General features: G+C 38.8%; 20 protein-coding genes. 5 read left to right on the forward strand and 15 right to left on the reverse strand.

Translation table 11 applies throughout. The features are described from left to right. The first annotated feature begins 39 nt into the window (after nucleotides 1-39). Nucleotides 40-1701: a response regulator gene (locus ACZ1GV_RS00555; protein ID WP_472674780.1), complete on the forward strand. Its 1662-nt coding sequence runs from the start codon at nucleotides 40-42 to the stop codon at nucleotides 1699-1701. Between the two features lie 42 nt (nucleotides 1702-1743). On the opposite strand, the gene ACZ1GV_RS00560 is transcribed toward ACZ1GV_RS00555, so the two are convergent. The 3 genes from ACZ1GV_RS00560 to greB all read right to left on the reverse strand — a co-directional run bounded on the left by ACZ1GV_RS00560 (nucleotide 1744) and on the right by greB (nucleotide 5646). After that, nucleotides 1744-2694, reverse strand: a complete 951-nt coding sequence (locus ACZ1GV_RS00560; protein WP_472674781.1) for a GyrI-like domain-containing protein — start codon at nucleotides 2692-2694, stop codon at nucleotides 1744-1746. A gap of 106 nt (nucleotides 2695-2800) precedes the next feature. Beyond that, on the reverse strand, nucleotides 2801-5137 hold the full coding sequence (locus ACZ1GV_RS00565; protein WP_472674782.1) for a Tex family protein: 2337 nt from the start codon (nucleotides 5135-5137) through the stop codon (nucleotides 2801-2803). A 26-nt stretch (nucleotides 5138-5163) separates the two neighbouring features. Next, nucleotides 5164-5646, reverse strand: a complete 483-nt coding sequence (greB, locus tag ACZ1GV_RS00570) for a transcription elongation factor GreB (RefSeq protein ID WP_210560469.1) — start codon at nucleotides 5644-5646, stop codon at nucleotides 5164-5166. 190 nt (nucleotides 5647-5836) lie between these two features. Between greB and ompR the strand changes: the two genes are divergently transcribed. Genes ompR through ACZ1GV_RS00585 form a run of 3 tightly spaced genes read left to right on the forward strand, consistent with a single transcriptional unit; the run spans nucleotide 5837 to nucleotide 8159 of the window. Then, nucleotides 5837-6556, forward strand: coding sequence for an osmolarity response regulator transcription factor OmpR (gene ompR, locus ACZ1GV_RS00575; protein WP_472674783.1), 720 nt, complete (start codon nucleotides 5837-5839; stop codon nucleotides 6554-6556). Nucleotides 6557-6587: 31 nt separating this feature from the next. Continuing rightward, complete coding sequence (envZ, locus tag ACZ1GV_RS00580) at nucleotides 6588-7895, forward strand: two-component system sensor histidine kinase EnvZ (protein WP_472674784.1); 1308 nt, start codon at nucleotides 6588-6590, stop codon at nucleotides 7893-7895. A gap of 18 nt (nucleotides 7896-7913) precedes the next feature. Continuing rightward, nucleotides 7914-8159, forward strand: coding sequence for a hypothetical protein (locus ACZ1GV_RS00585; RefSeq protein ID WP_472674785.1), 246 nt, complete (start codon nucleotides 7914-7916; stop codon nucleotides 8157-8159). A 39-nt stretch (nucleotides 8160-8198) separates the two neighbouring features. Here ACZ1GV_RS00585 and ACZ1GV_RS00590 read toward each other — a convergent pair whose 3' ends face one another. From ACZ1GV_RS00590 to ccmA, 8 genes are all read right to left on the reverse strand, one after another. Next, on the reverse strand, nucleotides 8199-8927 hold the full coding sequence (locus ACZ1GV_RS00590; RefSeq protein WP_472674786.1) for a nucleoside-binding protein: 729 nt from the start codon (nucleotides 8925-8927) through the stop codon (nucleotides 8199-8201). 13 nt (nucleotides 8928-8940) lie between these two features. Continuing rightward, entirely contained in the window at nucleotides 8941-9504 is a 564-nt protein-coding gene (locus ACZ1GV_RS00595) for a phosphoribosyltransferase (protein WP_472674787.1), read from the reverse strand. A 37-nt stretch (nucleotides 9505-9541) separates the two neighbouring features. Further along, nucleotides 9542-10201: a hypothetical protein gene (locus tag ACZ1GV_RS00600; protein WP_472674788.1), complete on the reverse strand. Its 660-nt coding sequence runs from the start codon at nucleotides 10199-10201 to the stop codon at nucleotides 9542-9544. A gap of 72 nt (nucleotides 10202-10273) precedes the next feature. Further along, nucleotides 10274-10759, reverse strand: coding sequence for a cytochrome c maturation protein CcmE (gene ccmE / locus ACZ1GV_RS00605; RefSeq protein WP_472674789.1), 486 nt, complete (start codon nucleotides 10757-10759; stop codon nucleotides 10274-10276). A gap of 25 nt (nucleotides 10760-10784) precedes the next feature. Then, entirely contained in the window at nucleotides 10785-10988 is a 204-nt protein-coding gene (gene ccmD / locus ACZ1GV_RS00610; RefSeq protein WP_472674790.1) for a heme exporter protein CcmD, read from the reverse strand. Nucleotides 10989-10990: 2 nt separating this feature from the next. Continuing rightward, the gene (locus tag ACZ1GV_RS00615; RefSeq protein WP_472674791.1) at nucleotides 10991-11734 is read right to left on the reverse strand and encodes a heme ABC transporter permease; all 744 of its coding nucleotides are present in this window, start codon (nucleotides 11732-11734) and stop codon (nucleotides 10991-10993) included. After that, the gene (gene ccmB, locus ACZ1GV_RS00620; RefSeq protein WP_472674792.1) at nucleotides 11734-12420 is read right to left on the reverse strand and encodes a heme exporter protein CcmB; all 687 of its coding nucleotides are present in this window, start codon (nucleotides 12418-12420) and stop codon (nucleotides 11734-11736) included. The genes ACZ1GV_RS00615 and ccmB overlap by 1 nt, the downstream gene beginning before the upstream one ends. A 7-nt stretch (nucleotides 12421-12427) precedes the next feature. Beyond that, the gene (gene ccmA, locus ACZ1GV_RS00625) at nucleotides 12428-13069 is read right to left on the reverse strand and encodes a cytochrome c biogenesis heme-transporting ATPase CcmA (protein WP_472674793.1); all 642 of its coding nucleotides are present in this window, start codon (nucleotides 13067-13069) and stop codon (nucleotides 12428-12430) included. Nucleotides 13070-13200: 131 nt separating this feature from the next. On the opposite strand from ccmA, the gene ACZ1GV_RS00630 reads away from it, so the two are divergent. Beyond that, nucleotides 13201-14985 carry an ABCB family ABC transporter ATP-binding protein/permease gene (locus tag ACZ1GV_RS00630; RefSeq protein WP_472674794.1) on the forward strand — a complete coding sequence of 595 codons (1785 nt, stop codon included), beginning with the start codon at nucleotides 13201-13203 and terminating at the stop codon, nucleotides 14983-14985. A 21-nt stretch (nucleotides 14986-15006) separates the two neighbouring features. On the opposite strand, the gene ACZ1GV_RS00635 is transcribed toward ACZ1GV_RS00630, so the two are convergent. Genes ACZ1GV_RS00635 through slmA form a run of 4 tightly spaced genes read right to left on the reverse strand, consistent with a single transcriptional unit; the run spans nucleotide 15007 to nucleotide 17685 of the window. After that, entirely contained in the window at nucleotides 15007-15363 is a 357-nt protein-coding gene (locus ACZ1GV_RS00635) for a hypothetical protein (protein ID WP_472674795.1), read from the reverse strand. Continuing rightward, on the reverse strand, nucleotides 15360-16292 hold the full coding sequence (locus ACZ1GV_RS00640) for an alpha/beta hydrolase (RefSeq protein ID WP_472674796.1): 933 nt from the start codon (nucleotides 16290-16292) through the stop codon (nucleotides 15360-15362). The genes ACZ1GV_RS00635 and ACZ1GV_RS00640 overlap by 4 nt, the downstream gene beginning before the upstream one ends. A 21-nt stretch (nucleotides 16293-16313) precedes the next feature. Continuing rightward, a complete protein-coding gene (locus ACZ1GV_RS00645; RefSeq protein WP_472674797.1) occupies nucleotides 16314-17054 on the reverse strand; it encodes a hypothetical protein in 741 nt (246 codons plus the stop codon). A 46-nt stretch (nucleotides 17055-17100) separates the two neighbouring features. Then, a complete protein-coding gene (gene slmA, locus ACZ1GV_RS00650; RefSeq protein ID WP_210560456.1) occupies nucleotides 17101-17685 on the reverse strand; it encodes a nucleoid occlusion factor SlmA in 585 nt (194 codons plus the stop codon). Nucleotides 17686-17706 lie beyond the last annotated feature (21 nt).

A 17706-nucleotide genomic window follows, 5' to 3' on the forward strand; every position in this document is an offset into this window, starting at 1 on the left:
TATTTTTAATAAAAGTTTACACAGGAGAATAAAGGTTAAATGGAATTTGAAGGTTTAAAACCAATTGAGCAGCTTAATGTATTAATTATCGATGACAATTTACTTGTTCATGATTTACTTAAACGAGCGCTTTATGATTTAGAAATTCGGAATATTAAGTGTGCCGAAAACGCATACTATGGCCTTCGCTTGTGTGCCGAAACCCAATTTGACGTAGTGATCTGTGCATTTAATGTAAAAAGCGATAAAGACGGCTTTCATATTTTAGAAGAAATGAAGTTCAAAGGGTATGTTTCAAAAAGTACCATTCTTATTTTCTTGAGCTCTGAGACAGATGAAACCCTAGTAAATAGTATTGCTGAACTTCAACCAGATGACTTCTGGGTTAAGCCATTAAATACCGGACAAGTAATTAAAAGATTAGCTTACGCCGTGGAGGTAAAACGCCGATTATTCAATGTTTTTGAATGTATAGATAATAAAGATTTTGGCAAGGCGATTTACTATATAGAGCGTCATATTTTAAACCCTGAATTAAAGAAATATCATCCACAATTACTAAGAATAAAAGGTGAATGTCTTCTGTCCTTAATGGAATATCAAGATGCTGAAAATTATTACAGAGACTTGCTAAAGAACGGTAAAAACTCATGGATGTATCTTGGTTTTGTTAACGCTTTATTAAAACAGAATAAAATTGAAGAAATCGAGCAGTTATTAAAAAGCCTAACTACAAAAGTGGAAACACGTTTTGCTACTTATGACTTATTGGCTCAGTATTATGTTGAAAACCAAGATTTTGTTGAAGCTTATGAAACCATAAAAAAAGCAGCGGCTTTGGCACCTAGAAACATAGCGCGAAACAAAAAAGTGTGGGACTTAGCTAGACTAAACCATGATCAACGAGAACAGTACAAAGCGACCGTTAACATGGCGAAGTTCGCAAAGAAGTCTATTCATGACTCCCCAGAGTTGTTGCTAAACGTGGTTCGTTCTGGCATTGATTTAGCACTTTCGGTAGATGCGTCTGAGACCTTTGAATTATTAAATAAAGTCGATAAATATATCGCCGAACTTGAAGCTGAATATGACGATATTGGTCATTTTAAAGAGCAACTCATTGTTGTGCGAGCTAGAGTATTAACAGCGCGTGAAGAAAAAGCAAAAGCAGAGCGATTAGTCGAAATGCAAGTATCTACGCGACCAAATAATTCATTAGAAGACAATCTAGATAAAGTTAAAGTATTTCATGAGCTTGGTATGCGTGAAGAAGCCTTAGTTTTACTGGAAGCTGTAAAGAAACAAATAGCCTGTGATTCTCTGGCGGGCGCTGTAACTAGTAAGTTTGTTGAACAAGAAGCGAAAGAAAAAGCGGAGATTCATTTTACACCTAAACAGCTCAATAGTATGGCGGTGGAATTCTTTAAAAAGAAAAAAATGGCGCCAGCGTTACGATCACTCGAGCAAGCACTACAACTTACTCCTAAAAATGTAAAAGTCGCATTAAGTCTATTAAAAGTGTTATTAGCCATCCATCGAAGTGAAGGCTTAGATACAGACCAAAAGGCCTTGGCTTCTAGTACGATTCGAGCCTTGCATGTAGGTGCTCTAGACGAAACACAAATGATTCATTTTAACGAGATTGTGAGTGAATTAGAGCCGATTGTGGACGGAGATGAGCCGAGCGTCGTCGCAGTTTGATAAAGAAAACCCCAACGATAAGATTGGGGTTTGTTCATTTAATTAGTTTTGAATTGGAATTAGAATGCTCGTTAGCAATTCTCGTTCTGGCTTGCTAGCCGGTGAGTTTCGGTATATTTCATAGTCTGCAATACCTTTTGCCGCTTTAAGCTTGGCAAATTGTTGATAACCTTTTGCTGTTGCCCAACCGTTTGATAGATAATTGTAACTGCCAGTATGATCTACTTGAAGAGCTTCATGCTCTGGTAATTCGCCAAATACCATATTGGTTGGAACATCAAACTTAGGCTTATCAAAATAAGCAAAAGCCCCCGTTAGTTCACATTCGCCAGTTACAAAATCAAACTTATGGCTTATGGTGATCATCATGTCAGGTAACGGTACTTTTTCATCAATTAGCTGTTGAAAACAAGGGCCCATTACTTCTTTTACCTCGGTAATTTTACACTTATGTCTAAAACCAACGTAGTGGAAGCCTTTTTGTTTTTTAATACCTTGAACTTCAACGTGTGAAAGAACTTCGCCAGTTTCAATAAAGTCCTTTAGCATTTTAAGGCCGCGATCGTAATCTGAGCTAACTAGAGCGATCATCATTTTTTTCATAAAAAACAAAAAGAATGGCAAGCTACCTGTCATGGACCAAATTACTTCAGTTATTTCATCACCGCTTTCATCTTGCTTAGCAACAAACTCAAATTTTGTTGTAGATTTACTTTTCCACGGCTTAAAAAACTCAAGATCGTAATTTAATGATTTACTCTCTACTTTTTCAATGAGAGTCATTTGCCCTGAACCAATTCGTTCGCCATTCCACTCTTGTTTATGACCGATTTCTGATGCCTCTCCAAGAACAGAAACTGGACATGTTGGCTCTTGGATTATCCAAGGTGACCATGCTCCCCAATGATTAAAATCGCCAACCTTTGCCATTACTTCGTTAACAGGCTTATTGACGGTAATTGTTCGCGCCAATGAAAATCCAATTGAAAACATACTGACTCCACTTTTATATTTTATTATCAGAGCGCATTAGCTATCTCACTGAGCGCTGGCAATTAATTAAGCTTAATATTTTGTACAAATATTGTGTAATTGTGAATTACTTTTTCTTCGCGTTTGCAAACGCATCAGCAAAGGCACTGTTCACCATACCGCCAAATCCGCCATTACTTTGTTTATTTGTTTTAGGCGGCGCCGTTCTTTTAGTCTGGCTACGATGGTCGGCATTTGCTTTTTTATGTTCAGAAGCAACTTTAGGTTGTTCCTCTAAACGCATTGTTAAGCTAATACGTTTACGGCTTGCATCAACCTCGAGCACCTTAACTTTCACTATATCGCCCGCTTTGACGACTTCTGACGGGTCTGATACAAACTTATCTGTTAGTGATGATATATGCACTAAGCCATCTTGATGAACGCCAATATCAACAAAAGCACCGAAGTTGGTTACATTAGTGATAACACCTTCTAAAATCATGCTAGGTGTCAAATCACTGATCTTTTCTACGCCTTCTTTAAAAGTCGCAGTTTTAAATTCAGGGCGAGGATCTCTTCCTGGCTTTTCTAGTTCTTTAACAATATCTCTTATCGTTGGTAAACCAAAGTCGTCGCTAATAAAGTCATTCACATTTAAGGTCGACAAGAACTCATGGTTGTTGATGATATCATTAACAGCACGGTTATGGGTTTCTATGATGTTTTTAACAACAGGATAAGCCTCTGGGTGCACAGACGAAGCATCAAGCGGATTGTCACCATTAGCAATTTTTAAGAAACCAGCACATTGTTCAAATGCCTTGGGTCCAAGACGTTCTACTTTCTTCAATTCTTTACGGTTGTTAAAGCGGCCGTTTTCATCTCGAAATTTTACAATGTTATTTGCTAGCGTTTTATTTAAACCAGAAACACGTGTTAATAACGGTACAGAAGCCGTATTTAAATCAACACCTACCGCGTTAACACAGTCTTCTACAACTGCTTCTAAGCTCTTAGATAGCAAACTTTGGCTAACGTCATGTTGATATTGGCCAACACCGATAGATTTAGGTTCAATTTTAACCAACTCAGCTAGTGGGTCTTGCAAACGTCGAGCAATCGACACGGCCCCTCTAATTGAAACGTCTAAGTCAGGAAATTCATTGGACGCAAATTCACTTGCCGAATAAACAGAGGCGCCAGCTTCGCTAACCATGATTTTGGTAAGCTTGAGTTCAGATGCTTTTTTTATTACCTCAGCGGCTAACTTGTCAGTTTCACGAGATGCAGTTCCGTTACCTACGGCAATAAGTTCAGCTTTATGAGTTCGAGCTAGATGTTCAATAGTTCGAATTGATTTATCCCAATGGTTTTGTGGCTCATGTGGATAAATGGTTGCTGTATCGAGTAGTTTTCCTGTTTTATCCACAACGGCGATTTTACATCCGGTTCTGAAACCAGGATCAATACCTATGGTTGTTTTGGCTCCTGCTGGTGCCGCCATTAATAAGTCACTTAAGTTTTTGGCAAAAACACGAATCGCTTCTTGTTCTGCATTCTCTCGCAATTCAGTCATCAACTCATTTTCAATGGATAACGATATTTTTATCTTCCAAGCCCATTGCACAACTGTTTTTAACCACTTGTCTGCTGCTTTTTGATTGAAGCGTAAATCAAAATGTTCTGCGATAATGTTTTCACATTGTGACTCGCGAACCACACCCTCTTGGCCTGGGTCGGCGTTTAGCGATAATTGTAAAATGCCTTCGTTGCGGCCGCGTAACATTGCGAGTAAACGGTGTGATGGTATTTTAGTTGCGAGCTCTGAATGTTCGAAATAGTCCTGAAACTTGGCGCCTTCCTTTTCTTTTCCAGCAATAACCTTACTTTCTAAAAAGCCATTTTGACGAACATAACGACGAACTTTATTCAATACGTCAGCATTTTCAGCAATACGCTCCATTAAAATAAACTTTGCGCCATCTAATGCGGCCTTAGTATCTACGACTGTGTCGCTAACGTATTTGCTTGCTTCAGTCTCAGGATCTAACATCGGATCATTGTATAGCGCATCTGCAAGAGGTTCTAAGCCTTGCTCTTTGGCAATTTCGCCTTTTGTTCGACGTTTAGGTTTGTATGGTAAGTATAAATCTTCAAGGCGGGTTTTATTATCAGCGGCGAGTAAACTAGCTTTTAATTCTGGGGTTAACTTATCTTGCTCGGTAATGCTCTTAATTATAACGGCACGTCGGTCTTCTAATTCTCTTAAATAACCTAAACGACTATCTAAAGTTCGCAATTGTGAATCGTCAAGCCCGCCAGTTTTTTCTTTTCGGTAACGAGCGATGAATGGAACGGTTGAACCTTCGTCTAAAAGGGCGACAGCGGCAGCAACTTGTTCGGCTCGAACCGCTAATTCTTCGGAAATTTGATTGATAATTTGCTTGTTAACAACAGACATAAAAATTGGGTTCCAACGACTATTAATTAATTTGGTTTGGCAGGGTAAGAAATATGGTTCACAAACCACATCTTTTTGCCACTTGGCGTGTCGACTTCAAACTCATCATCTACCGACTTTTTTAAAATGGCACGGGCCATTGGTGAGTCGATTGAAATGTAGTCTCTTCGACCGTATATTTCATCTGGACCTACTATCCTAAAGGTCAGAGTTTCTTGTTGTTCATTTTCAATTTCAACTAAAGCACCAAAAAATACTTTACCTTCTTGTTGCGGTGAATAATCAACAATTTGTAAATCTTCGAGGCGTTTTCTTAAAAACCGAACACGGCGATCTATTTGTCGCAATAATCGCTTGTTTTCTTTGTAGTCCGCGTTTTCAGAGCGATCGCCTAAACTCGCCGCCCAAGTTACTTTTCTAGTAATTTCTGGCCGGGTTACCCGCCACAACTCGTCGAGTTCCGCTTGCAACGCTAAATATCCTTCGCGAGTAACTAAGTTTGTATTCATAGGTTTCTAGTTAGTTTTAATATGCTCATCATTGTAGCAATAATAATTAAATCAAGGCTAGCAGAATACTATATCCGCGCACTTTGTAGGCAATTGACAAACTTTGTAACAACCAAGTTTGCATGGTGCTTTGGCAATCGAACCGTTTTACTTTATATTCGAAACAGTTGAGATTTAAACAGGTATTGATATGGAACACGAAACTACCAAAATATTAGTCGTTGATGACGATATGCGATTACGCAGTCTTTTAGAACGCTATTTATTGGAACAAGGATTTATTGTTCGCACTGCAGGAAATAGTGAACAAATGGATCGTTTGCTTGAACGTGAAAACTTTCATTTGTTAGTTTTAGATTTAATGTTGCCAGGAGAAGATGGTTTATCGATTTGTCGACGACTTCGTCAAAATGACAATGAAATTCCTATTGTTATGCTCACTGCTAAAGGCGATGAAGTTGATAGAATTATTGGTTTGGAGTTAGGTGCAGACGACTACTTGCCAAAACCATTTAATCCAAGAGAATTGTTAGCTCGAATAAAAGCGATTTTACGTCGTAAATCAAAAGAAGTACCAGGTGCACCGTCCACTGAGGAAGAAGAGGTAACGTTTGGTGAATTCACTTTAAATTTGGCGACAAGAGAGATGCGAAATGGCGACAATATAATGCCATTGACCAGTGGTGAGTTTGCGGTTTTAAAAGCGTTAATTAACCATTCACGAGAGCCATTATCCCGAGATAAATTGATGAATATGGCGCGAGGTCGTGATTATTCAGCATTAGAACGAAGTATTGATGTGCAAGTTAGTCGCTTGCGTAAAATGATTGAAGATGATCATACTAAACCTCGTTACATTCAAACGGTTTGGGGCGTTGGTTATGTCTTTATTCCTGATGGGAAAGGCTAGTGTTTCACCAAAGTGTGAATAAGGTTGGCGTATGAAGTTATTGCCACGTAGTGCATTTGGGCAAACGGTATTTTTGATCGGCTTTGTTTTGCTCGTCAATCAAATCGTGTCTTACTACAGTGTTGCTTCATACGTTATTGAACCAAGCTATCAGCAAATTAATAATTTGTTAGCAAAACAAATTAAAGTGCTTTTTATAGCAGATGAACGCCAGTTTAATATTAGTGCCGAGTTATCAAAGAAATACCTCGAAGCCACCGACATTAACATTTTGAACGAGCAGCAAGCGGTGGAGAAAGGGTTAAACCAAGCTGAGCACTATCCTTATTTTTCATCTCAAATGTCGGCTCAATTAGGCGGCCCAGCAGAAGTCCGTATTTCTCAGGGTGATGTATTCTATATTTGGATACGACCACCCCAAGCCCCTCACGTTTGGGTAAAAGTCCCGCTTGATGGATTTAAGAAAAAAGATTTATCGCCGCTATTAATTTATCTTTTAGCAATTGGTATTTTGAGTGTTGCTGGTGGCTGGACTTTTGCTAGACACCTAAATAGACCATTACAATCACTCAAACACGCAGCGGAACAAGTTGGTAAAGGTGAGTTTCCACCAGAGCTGAAAGAAAGTGGTTCAGAAGAGGTTGTTGCTGTAACTCGAGCGTTTAACCATATGTCGTCGGGTATTCAGCAGTTAGAAAAAGATAGAAGCTTTTTAATGGCGGGCGTATCTCACGACTTAAGAACGCCACTTACTCGCATTCGTTTAGCAACAGAAATGATGTCAGAGACTGAGCAGTTTTTGCGAGACGGTATCATTAATGATATTGAAGACATGAATGCCATTATTGACCAATTTATGGAATATATTCGCCATCATAAGTTAGAAGAGATGGAACATTATGATATCAACGGTCTAATTGCTGATGTGGTAGAGTCTGAAGGTATCAACAGGCCTAGAAACTTTGAGTTAAAGCTTGACGAACAGGTGCCTCGGGTAATGATAAGGCCTGTTGCAATTAAACGTGCAATTTCTAATTTAGTCGAAAATGCGTTACGGTATTCAAAAGATGAAATTGTAGTCAGCTCATATTTAGAGCAAGACAAACAAAATGTCAGCTTTGAAGTGTCCGATCGCGGTCCTGGCATTCCAGAACAAGATATGAAACGTCTGTTTGAGCCTTTCACTCAAGGCGACTCAGCTCGCGGTGTGGAGGGGAGTGGCTTAGGTTTAGCAATCATTAAAAAAATTATTGATATGCACAATGGTCAAATAGTATTGATTAATAGAGAAGAAGGCGGTTTGACTGCAAAAGTTACATTGCCAATAAAAGCAAAATAGTAGATAGGAGAGTCGGTTATGTCACAACAAGGTTCAGCAGGAAATGTCATAGCAGCATTGTGTAATGTGTTTTTTCCTGGTTTAGGCTTTTTAATACAAGGCAGAATATTGCCAGCAATATTAACCGCAATGTTAGTGTTTGGCGGTTATGCGTTGTGGTTTCTTGTAGTACCAGCAATTTTGGCTGGAATCATTCATCTATGGGCAATATATAGTGCCGCTACCTTTAATGGTGAGCGAGTTATTGTTGTTAGAGACGAATAACTGTTGCGCAGTAAAACTCGTTAAGGTGTACGGCAATTTTTAAAAGTGCGCCTTAATGAGTAAATTTACATTTCGTTCATCCGTTCTAAACTGCTCCGAACTATCAATACCAAACTTGTTATTCCAAAACACATATTCAATACCAATATACAATTTATTGCTCAAATTAAAGTGCGGGCCTATGTCGTATTTTAGTTGAGAGGTAAAGTTCAATTGTCTGGCAGACTTTGTAGTAGAGCCGTCAATACGTGTTTGCGTAACGCCAGTGGCATAGTCGACAAACCCATCGTAATAAAGTGGTCCGATAGGAACGCCCCAGCTTAGTGTGATTTGCTCACTATTATCACCAATGCCGTTGTTTCGTAAGTAAAAATTAAACTGAAAAAAATGAAAGTAAGGTAGGTTTAGATCGGTTCCAATACCATATAAATAATTATTAACCGTTCCCATTTCCACTGAAGGAGCGATGTAAAGCGCTTTTATAAAACCATCAAAGTTAGCAACTTTAATTCTTGGACTAAATTCACCATAGGTAGAGGCACCTTGCTCGCTAGAGTTAGTGCGATCTATAAATAAAAATGTGTCGCCCCATGTAGACTTTGAAGCGTGCTCAAAAGTCCAAATTTCTCTTTTGTTATCGCCTACTAGGTAGTTATTGCCTTGCAGATAAGTGATACGAAAATCTTTCCATATTGTTTCGCCTATCGCTGTGGCACTGGTAAAAGTGCCAATCAAAAAAGTAAAAACAAATATGGAAAGTATCTTCATTTATATCCAAATATTATTTTGTGAATAAGTGGGCAATCTCGGCTAAATCTGTTTTACCTGATTGTAGCTCTTCTGGCGTTAATCCTGATAGCTCATGTGGGAACACTAACCATTCATCGCTTTCTTGTACAAAGTAGTCAGGCACAATATCTACTTTTGAGTTAGTTGGTTTATACCATGGACACGCGATTCTTATGTCAGCAGGCGTATTTAACCGAGATAAATTCTTTATCTGTTTAATAAGTGCTTCTATGCTTCGCCCTGTATCAAAAACGTCATCAACGATTAACAAACTGTCACCTGCGTTGGCATTTTCAATTAAGTAATGTAGGCCGTGGACTTTGATTTCTTTAGACTGCTTACCAATACCGTAATAAGAAGATGTTCGCACCGCAATATGGTCTGTTTCAACTTCTTTAAAATCAAAGAATTCTTGAACCGCAATACCAATAGGTGCACCGCCTCGCCATATCCCAATAATAAAATCTGGACGAAAGCCGTCTTCATAGACTTTATGAGCTAGCTTAAAAGAATCAACCAGCAATTCTTGAGAGGTGATGTATTTTTTATCTGTCATAGAGTGGACCTAGCGTAAAAGTTAAAAAGAGTATAGGTTAATTTTCGTTAGAAAGAGATCTTTGAGTATGTAACTCAAGTGCTCGTCTGGTGTAATCATCAAAGGCATCTTTGTCTAGTTCTTCAAGGTTTGGAAGCGACTCATCTTCGTCGTTGCCGTCCTTCTCGATAGCACCTGAATTTAGCTCAGCAGAAGATTGTGCCCAGCGTTCATTTAAAATTTGGTCAATTTTTTCATTTAGTAACTCACCTGCTTTAGGCGCAGTCTCTAAGTAAAAGTTTGCCGTGTATTGAGTCGCTTGTTTTGGAAGCCTATCAGCTAGTTGCTGAAAAGTTTCAGATAAAAGCGGCTTTGTATCAAAAGGCGCAGAATTTAATTTGTTAATGGCAGCGCTTAGCTTACCTAAAAGCTCATAAAAGTGGCGACAATTGACTTCGTTTATTGACTGAAAAACAAAATAATTGCTTATTAACATCACCATAGTCTGTTTTTGCTGTGGGGTTAACCAACCTTGTTTTTGCAATTCTTGAACCGTATCACGATATTCTTTTTGCTTTAACCGACAGTTATAAGCGATCTGATTTCGTTTCTTTTCTTGGCGCTTTAGATCTTGATAATGTGAATATACAACTATTGAGACAAACGCTAAGGCAACCACCACTAGGGTGGTTAAAAACCATAATGCTACGGTAATCATCCCATACCTCCACAATCCATTTATTATTATTCTTTATTGTTATTATTTTTTTTCTGTGTAGAAGTTTATCAATTAATACTGATAGTTAGCCTTTTTCTCTTTGGCCTGATCAGCAATTTCTTTTGGCATATAATTTTCATCATGCTTGGCAAGTACTTCACTCGCTAATATTGAGCCATCTTGTTGTAATGTACCGTTAGCGACAATACCTTGTTCTTCTCTAAATAAGTCAGGCAAAATACCGCTGTAACTTACCGTTACAGTGGCGTCTGATTCACTAAAAACTAAAGGGGTGCGCATATCTACTAAATCAAAGCTAACTTTTAAACTTGTAGGGTCTCGCTTAACCGAACCTGGCACTACAATACCACCGATACGTAAGCGTTGGCCTGCTTCAGGTTTTATACCAGTTTCAACTTTGCCAAAATGGATTTCAGAAGGTTTATAAAATAAATCAATGTTTTGACTTAACGCGTATAAAATTAAACCAGCAATAGCACCAAAACCACAAAGTAATGTAATGATTATGGTTAGTCTTTTTTTACGACGAGGGTTCATTTCTATTATTACCTTAAAATAAAATTTACAAACTATTATTTTTTACAGCGCGCTTTAATTTTTCATCACGCTCTATGCGAATCAAAATGTCTTTTTTGGCAGAAGTGAGCGACATACGACTCAATACGATAAGGCCGGTAAGGCTGATTAAACTGAAGCCATACGACAACCAAACAAAAAATCCATAACCGCCCATGTCTAAAAATGCTACAAAAGAATCAAATTGCATGTCTACACCTCACTTTTACTAACTAAGGCTCTAACCCAAGGGCGACTCGAGTTACGTAATAAAATTTCTGTTTTAAATCGAATACAGGTCACCGTTGCAACTAAAAAGGCAAAACCAAGAAAACAGACAACAAAAGGCCAGAACATTTCTAAACTCATCGCTGGCTTACCCAATTTACTTACTGTTGCGCCTTGGTGCAGAGTATTCCACCATTCCACAGAGTATTTAATAATAGGTAAGTTTATCACCCCAACTATGGCGATAATCGACGCCGCTTTACCTGCCATTTGTTTGTCATCAAAGGCATTGTTTATTGCAATAACGCCTAAGTATAAGAACAGCAATACGAGTTCTGATGTAAGACGAGCATCCCATACCCACCAAGTGCCCCACATTGGTTTTCCCCATGCAGCACCAGTAAACAACGCGATGGCCGTAAAAACCGCACCTACTGGCGCGAGGGCAGCAACAGCAGCGTCAGATAACTTTAGTTGCCAAACCATACCGCATAGCGCCGCAATAGCCATGCCTAAGTATATCCCCATAGATAAACTTGCAGCGGGCACGTGAACATAGAAAATTCTAAAGCTATCACCTTGTTGATAATCTGCAGGCGCAAACAATAAGGCCCATGTTAAACCTACCGTTAATAAAACCCCGCTAATCCAAGCGAACCAAGGAATTAAGCGGCCACTTAGATGATAAGTCGTTTCAGGATTTGCGTACGGGTGTAACCATTTCCACATTAATTGGTACTCACTTTTAAAGCTGAATTTATTGCAAAAGGCGTTAGTGTTATAGATGCAACAAGCAGAGCGCCAATAATAGCAAGTTGCCCATTAAAGGGTAAACCCATTGACGCAGCGTCAATGGCACTGGTCGCAAAAATTAGCACAGGGATATAAAGAGGCAAAACGATTAGGCTCAGCAAAACGCCACCTTTCTTTAAGCCTACGGTTAATGCAGCACCAATTGCGCCAATAAAACTTAATACGGGCGTACCAAGCAATAAGGTCCAAAAAGTTGCCATAAAACTTTCACTAGGAAGTTGAAGCATAGTTGCCAATACTGGAGCAATTATTATTAGTGGCAGACCGGTTAGTAACCAATGTGCTACGACCTTAGCCAAAACCCATATGAAGCCAGGGTAAGGACTCAATAGTAACTGCTCTAATGCACCATCTTGGTAATCGGCTTTAAATAGTCTATCGAGCGATAATAGGGTAGCAAGTAGAGCTGACACCCAAATGATCCCAGGCGCAATTTTACTGAGTGTTTGCGGCTCTGGACCTATACCAAGTGGAAACAGTGTAATAATAATAATAAAAAATAATAACGGATTAAGCACATCGTCACGATGGCGTAGTGCAATTTTGATGTCTCTACCGAGAACAAGCTTGAATAAGGCGAGGTAAGAAAGTGATTGATTCATATTAACCTTAAAACCTGTAACTTAATTCAAGACGAGTGACACGTTCTGGTGCAATGTTTAAGTCTTGGTGTGTGGTGATAATTACACAACCACCTTGGTCTGCGTGCGCCAAAATCCTATTTTCTAATGCCGCAACGCCTTTGGTATCGATAGCGGTAAAAGGCTCATCCAAAATCCAAATAGGCGCTTTGCTTTGCCACATTTGAGCTAACGCAATTCGGCGGTTTTGCCCGGCACTTAATTGACTTGCTGGTGAGTTTTCAAACGCTAACAAACCCACATCAGATAATAGCGGCTCAGCTAATTTAGGATTATTGCCATGTAGAGAAAGTTGAAACTCTAAATTTTCTTGAGCAGTAAGTTCACTTTTAACGCCGGGTAAGTGGCCTAGATAAAGTAAATGTTGTCTAAACTTTTCGGGTTGCTGCTCAATAGGTTGGTGATCAAAGTATACAAACCCATCGTAAGGTTGTGCCAAACCCGCTAAAATTCGTAATAAGCTTGTTTTTCCTGCACCATTAGGACCTACCACTTGGACAATGTCTCCGCGGCGGAATTGGGTGTTTAGATTTTCAAACAAAACTCTATCTTGTTTGATACAAGTTAATTGTTTGGTTTCTAATATTATTTGAGCAGTTAGACTTTGCAAACCAGTAAATAAACTAAAGAATTCAATTGTGTGGTTATTCTCCCACGGCAAATATAAATTGCCAATATATACTTACAGATAAAGCGATAACTGGCTTTAAATATAAAAAAATAGGGTTCATTGTGAGAAAAATGCGAAATATGACTGAGCAACCGGTTAATGAGTTTAACTGGCGAAGCCTGCGCGCGCTTCTACCTTATTTATTAGAGCACAAAATTCGCGTTTGTCTTGCTTTGAGTTGTTTAATACTAGCCAAAGTAGCAAGTGTTGGTTTGCCTTTTGTGCTAAAGAATCTAGTCGATACATTAAATGACAGTAGTAGTGAAACGGTCATAGTTATTATATCTGTACCGGTAGCCTTAGTTATTGCTTATGGCGCTATTCGTTTTCTAAATGTTTTATTAGGCGAGATAAGAGACACCCTTTTTGGCCGAGTGACCGAACGGGCAATGCGAAAAGTGGGTTTAAAGGTTTTTAATCATCTACACAAATTAGAGTTAGATTTTCATTTAAATCGCCAAACAGGTGGGCTGTCTAGAGATATGGAACGTGGCATCTCTGGAATAAGTTTCTTAATGCGATTTATGGTATTTAACATAGTCCCTATTTTGATAGAGATAGTGTTTGTTGTTGCTATTTTCTTTACCAAATATGGCTGGGACTTTGCGGCAATTACCTTGGGAGCAATTGTTCTATATATAGGTTTTACCGCTTATGCTACCGAATGGCGAACCAAATTTATTCGTGCGGCCAACGAGGCGGATTCACAAAGCAATACTCGTGCGATTGATAGTCTGCTTAATTATGAAACCGTGAAATATTTTAATAACGAAGCATATGAGGCTAACCGTTACGACAAAGATCTAGCTAAATGGGAGTCGGCGAGGCGCAGTAACAGACTAACGCTTTTTGGTCTTAATAGCGGTCAAGCCCTTATAGTAGCCACGGCGATGACAGCGATGTTGATGTTGGCAGCTAAAGGTGTAATGAACCAAGAGATGACCATAGGTGATTTTGTATTAATAAATGCCTTTATGATGCAACTATTCATGCCTTTAAACTTTTTAGGTTTTGTTTATCGAGAAATTAAAGGATCGTTGGCAAATATAGAAAAAATGTTCATGTTGCTTGAGCGAAAAGAGGCCATCATTGATAAAAGTGGCGCATCCGAGCTTAAAGTAAATAACGCATCAATTGATTTTAAAAAGGTTAATTTTTCATATAGTGAAGACCGTCAAATACTCAAAGACGTTAGCTTTGCGATAAAACCGAATCAAAAAGTAGCCGTAGTGGGTTCGAGTGGCGCCGGTAAATCAACGCTAGTTAAAGTGTTGTTTCGTTTTTATGATGCCACAAGCGGTCAAATTTTAATTGATGGGCAAGACATCACCAGCGTTACACAGGCATCCCTGCGCGAAAATATAGGAATTGTTCCACAGGATACGGTACTTTTTAACGACACTATTTTTGAAAATATTAAGTACGGCAAACCTACTGCTAGTGATGAGGAGGTATGGCAAGCCATAAAAATGGCATATTTGGCAGACTTTATTAACGCCTTGCCAGACGGAGCGAAAACTCAAGTCGGTGAGCGAGGATTGAAACTATCGGGCGGAGAAAAACAACGTGTTGCCATCGCTCGAGTGCTATTAAAAGCACCAAAAATATTGGTGTTTGATGAAGCAACATCGTCGCTCGATTCTGGATCTGAGCAAGCCATATTAAGTGCGTTACGGGAAATTGCTCAAGGCCACACGTCACTCGTCATTGCCCATCGTTTATCTACCGTTATTGATGCTGACCAGATTGTCGTCATGGAGCAAGGACAAATTGTTGAGGTTGGTAATCATCAATCGCTGATAGAAGCGAAAGGCCGCTATTATCATCTATGGCAAATGCAAAATGAACAAGACTAAGCGACCTAAAGAGAGTCTGCGTTAGGCAACTTGCGTTGCAGACTCTTTGCTTTTTCGGCGTTTCTTGAAAAATTGAATCATAAAGTTTGGATAAAGAAAGTAACCTTTATTCCTACAAATCTTTTTTAGCAACAAGTAAAGGGTCATTGAAACTAAGTACAATACATACATGCCACCAATACCTGAAAAAGCACTAAGTTCAAACAAATTATCCAGCTTAAACAAGAGCATTAGTAAAATACCAACACACCACAACTTATGAAACTCGATACCAGGATAGGAATGGAATTCAAAATATTTTAACTGGTTGTAATACAGGTTTCCGTATTTATCACCGACGTATTCTTTGTGCCGGGATTGTCTATATTCACCCTTCACTTTTCACTCTCGTTACTAAACATAAAAGTTATAGGAATGTGTATGCGGCTCGACCAAGATGCTTCGTCGTGTTTATGACCAGGAAAAAAATCGCTACGCCAAAGCTGATCTGAATAAGAAGCGTCAAATATGGCATCTATACGCTTTTGTAATGCCGGATAGTTAGCATCAAGTGTCTGGTCACCTAAATCAAAATAAACTTTGTGGCCATTTAGTCGTTGGATATTATCACGGATATAATCTTCAAAGCCTTGTGGAAAAGGGTTATCGACGTCGTACATGCCAGGCCAATGCGTAGACATAGCTATAGCGCCGCCAAAAACATCTGGACGTTCAAACATGGTATACCAAGATATTAACGCGCCCATACTTGAACCAGCTAAGACTCGATATTGAGGCCCTTTATTTACGCTAAAATTATTATCAATAAATGGGACAAGCTCATTGCTTAAAAATTTTACGTAATTATCACCAGTAAAAAAATCACCAATAGGTGCCAACGATCGAGACTGAATCATAAGTCTTATTTTTATTAGAGTTCGTTCTAATAACGGCAGAGAACGATAGACTTTTTCAGGAAAATATTCTGGATAACGATTTTTTTCGCCGTTCCAAATACCTACAACAATAAAAGGCCGAACTTTACCATCAGCCATAAGCTTGGCTGCTGCTTCATCTACTTGCCACTCTTGGTTGTTCCATGTATTTGTATTATCAAAAAGCATTTGACCATCGTGCATGTATAACACGTCGTACTTTTTGTCGTATGAGTAGTCTTCAGGTAACCAAACATCTATCGTTCTGCTAGGCACAAAGTTAGACTGGAAGTCTTCATAGCGTTTTATAACACCGGAAGATGGAGTTGCCATTGGATCTGCGTAGAGTGCAGAGCTCCAAAGTAAAAAGGCAGTTAACAATATCGCTTTCATTAAAACTCCGTTTTTAATAAATTATGAATTGATTAAATAAGACGATTTATGACGCTGGTCATACAGTGCTGGTATCAATAGTTCCATATGTTTATACGAAGACACAATATTACTTATCCAATCGTCTAAAAGGTCTAATGGATATACCTTGTTAAACAGATAAAAATTACTTATCTGTCCAACAATAGGCATATTTATTCCTATAGTACCGCTAATATTGACTTCGGTACCAAGTTTATTTTTACGATACTTATACTCAATGGAGCCGACGGTGTAGCCCGCGTGCAAAATATCAAGCGTCATTCCTTCATCGCCAAATGATCGAACCTTGTATCTTGTTTGCCATTGAGTGTCTTTTAATAGTGTTTGTTCGTCAAAAACAGTGCCGTATCCAATTTCATTAGACAACTTATCTGCCGAGGAAACAATTGCTAGGTTTACCATGGTGTTTGGGTTGGTTAGCCTAAACCAAGGCATAGTTTGACTATTGAACAGCAACGTCTGCTGTATTTGATTTTTGTAAAACCAATGAAGCATTTTTGGTGAGATATTGCTCAAAAGGAGATTGCCAGTAAAGTTATACTGACCGTTCTCATGCTGACGTAAATTAACATTTTGGGTTAATGCATCAGTTTCGCCTTGTTCTATATTCCAAGGCGATTTTTGTAATGGTGACTGCTGGAAAGCAGCCTGTGGTTTCAGCCAAAGTCCTGCTAGTAATAATACTAGAAGATAGGCACTGGCTTTAAATATGAACTGCATAATAAGCGTATTTTTTATTTTTATTGTTTGCTTATGAGATGGGATCCTACCAGAACATCTTAAAGCCTTGCCATTGAGTATCGAATCCTTCCATTGGGCTTCGAGTAAAACCAGAGCGTACAAATTGATTCATTTTGCCTTCTGTATAAGCAAGCAATAAATTAGCCAATGCAGCTTCTTCAATAGGAAAGTTTTTACCTTCGCGTAACTTTCGTTCTCTTAGAACTTGTTTAAATTGGGTTTCTAATTTTTCGAATAGAGATACAACACGCTCTCTTAGTCGGTCGTGTTCGCCAAGTAATGCATCGCCAGTCAAAATAGCAGTAATACCGCGATTCATTTCCGCAAAGCCTAAAATTAGCTTCATGATATTTTGAATACGACCTTCAGTCGTTTTATCTTTTTCCAATATGACATTAATACGGCTAAGAAGGGTGTTTTCAATAAACTCAATTAAGCCTTCATACATACGAGCCTTACTTGGAAAGTGTCTGTATAAAGCAGCTTCTGATACACCTACTTTTTCAGCTAACTTTGCTGTTGTAATCCTTTGCCCCGCGTGGCTTTCTAACATCTCTGCAAGACATTGTAGAATTTGCTCTTTACGGTTACCTTTTTTAGCTGCAGGCATACTTCCCCTCGGCGCGTTTTT

The sequence above is a fragment of the Psychrosphaera sp. HA2-10 genome (genome assembly GCF_055693745.1).

Coding starts and splice junctions, on each gene's coding strand:
- ompR (WP_472674783.1), top strand. CDS start 5,837: ATGGAACACGAAACTACCAAAATATTAGTCGTTGATGACGATATGCGA.
- ACZ1GV_RS00600 (WP_472674788.1), bottom strand. CDS start 10,201: ATGATTACCGTAGCATTATGGTTTTTAACCACCCTAGTGGTGGTTGCC.
- ACZ1GV_RS00555 (WP_472674780.1), top strand. CDS start 40: ATGGAATTTGAAGGTTTAAAACCAATTGAGCAGCTTAATGTATTAATT.
- ACZ1GV_RS00590 (WP_472674786.1), bottom strand. CDS start 8,927: ATGAAGATACTTTCCATATTTGTTTTTACTTTTTTGATTGGCACTTTT.
- ccmD (WP_472674790.1), bottom strand. CDS start 10,988: ATGCAATTTGATTCTTTTGTAGCATTTTTAGACATGGGCGGTTATGGA.
- ACZ1GV_RS00585 (WP_472674785.1), top strand. CDS start 7,914: ATGTCACAACAAGGTTCAGCAGGAAATGTCATAGCAGCATTGTGTAAT.
- ACZ1GV_RS00645 (WP_472674797.1), bottom strand. CDS start 17,054: ATGCAGTTCATATTTAAAGCCAGTGCCTATCTTCTAGTATTATTACTA.
- envZ (WP_472674784.1), top strand. CDS start 6,588: ATGAAGTTATTGCCACGTAGTGCATTTGGGCAAACGGTATTTTTGATC.
- ACZ1GV_RS00565 (WP_472674782.1), bottom strand. CDS start 5,137: ATGTCTGTTGTTAACAAGCAAATTATCAATCAAATTTCCGAAGAATTA.
- ccmE (WP_472674789.1), bottom strand. CDS start 10,759: ATGAACCCTCGTCGTAAAAAAAGACTAACCATAATCATTACATTACTT.
- ACZ1GV_RS00560 (WP_472674781.1), bottom strand. CDS start 2,694: ATGTTTTCAATTGGATTTTCATTGGCGCGAACAATTACCGTCAATAAG.
- greB (WP_210560469.1), bottom strand. CDS start 5,646: ATGAATACAAACTTAGTTACTCGCGAAGGATATTTAGCGTTGCAAGCG.
- ACZ1GV_RS00615 (WP_472674791.1), bottom strand. CDS start 11,734: ATGTGGAAATGGTTACACCCGTACGCAAATCCTGAAACGACTTATCAT.
- ACZ1GV_RS00640 (WP_472674796.1), bottom strand. CDS start 16,292: ATGAAAGCGATATTGTTAACTGCCTTTTTACTTTGGAGCTCTGCACTC.
- ccmB (WP_472674792.1), bottom strand. CDS start 12,420: ATGAATCAATCACTTTCTTACCTCGCCTTATTCAAGCTTGTTCTCGGT.
- slmA (WP_210560456.1), bottom strand. CDS start 17,685: ATGCCTGCAGCTAAAAAAGGTAACCGTAAAGAGCAAATTCTACAATGT.
- ACZ1GV_RS00630 (WP_472674794.1), top strand. CDS start 13,201: ATGCGAAATATGACTGAGCAACCGGTTAATGAGTTTAACTGGCGAAGC.
- ACZ1GV_RS00595 (WP_472674787.1), bottom strand. CDS start 9,504: ATGACAGATAAAAAATACATCACCTCTCAAGAATTGCTGGTTGATTCT.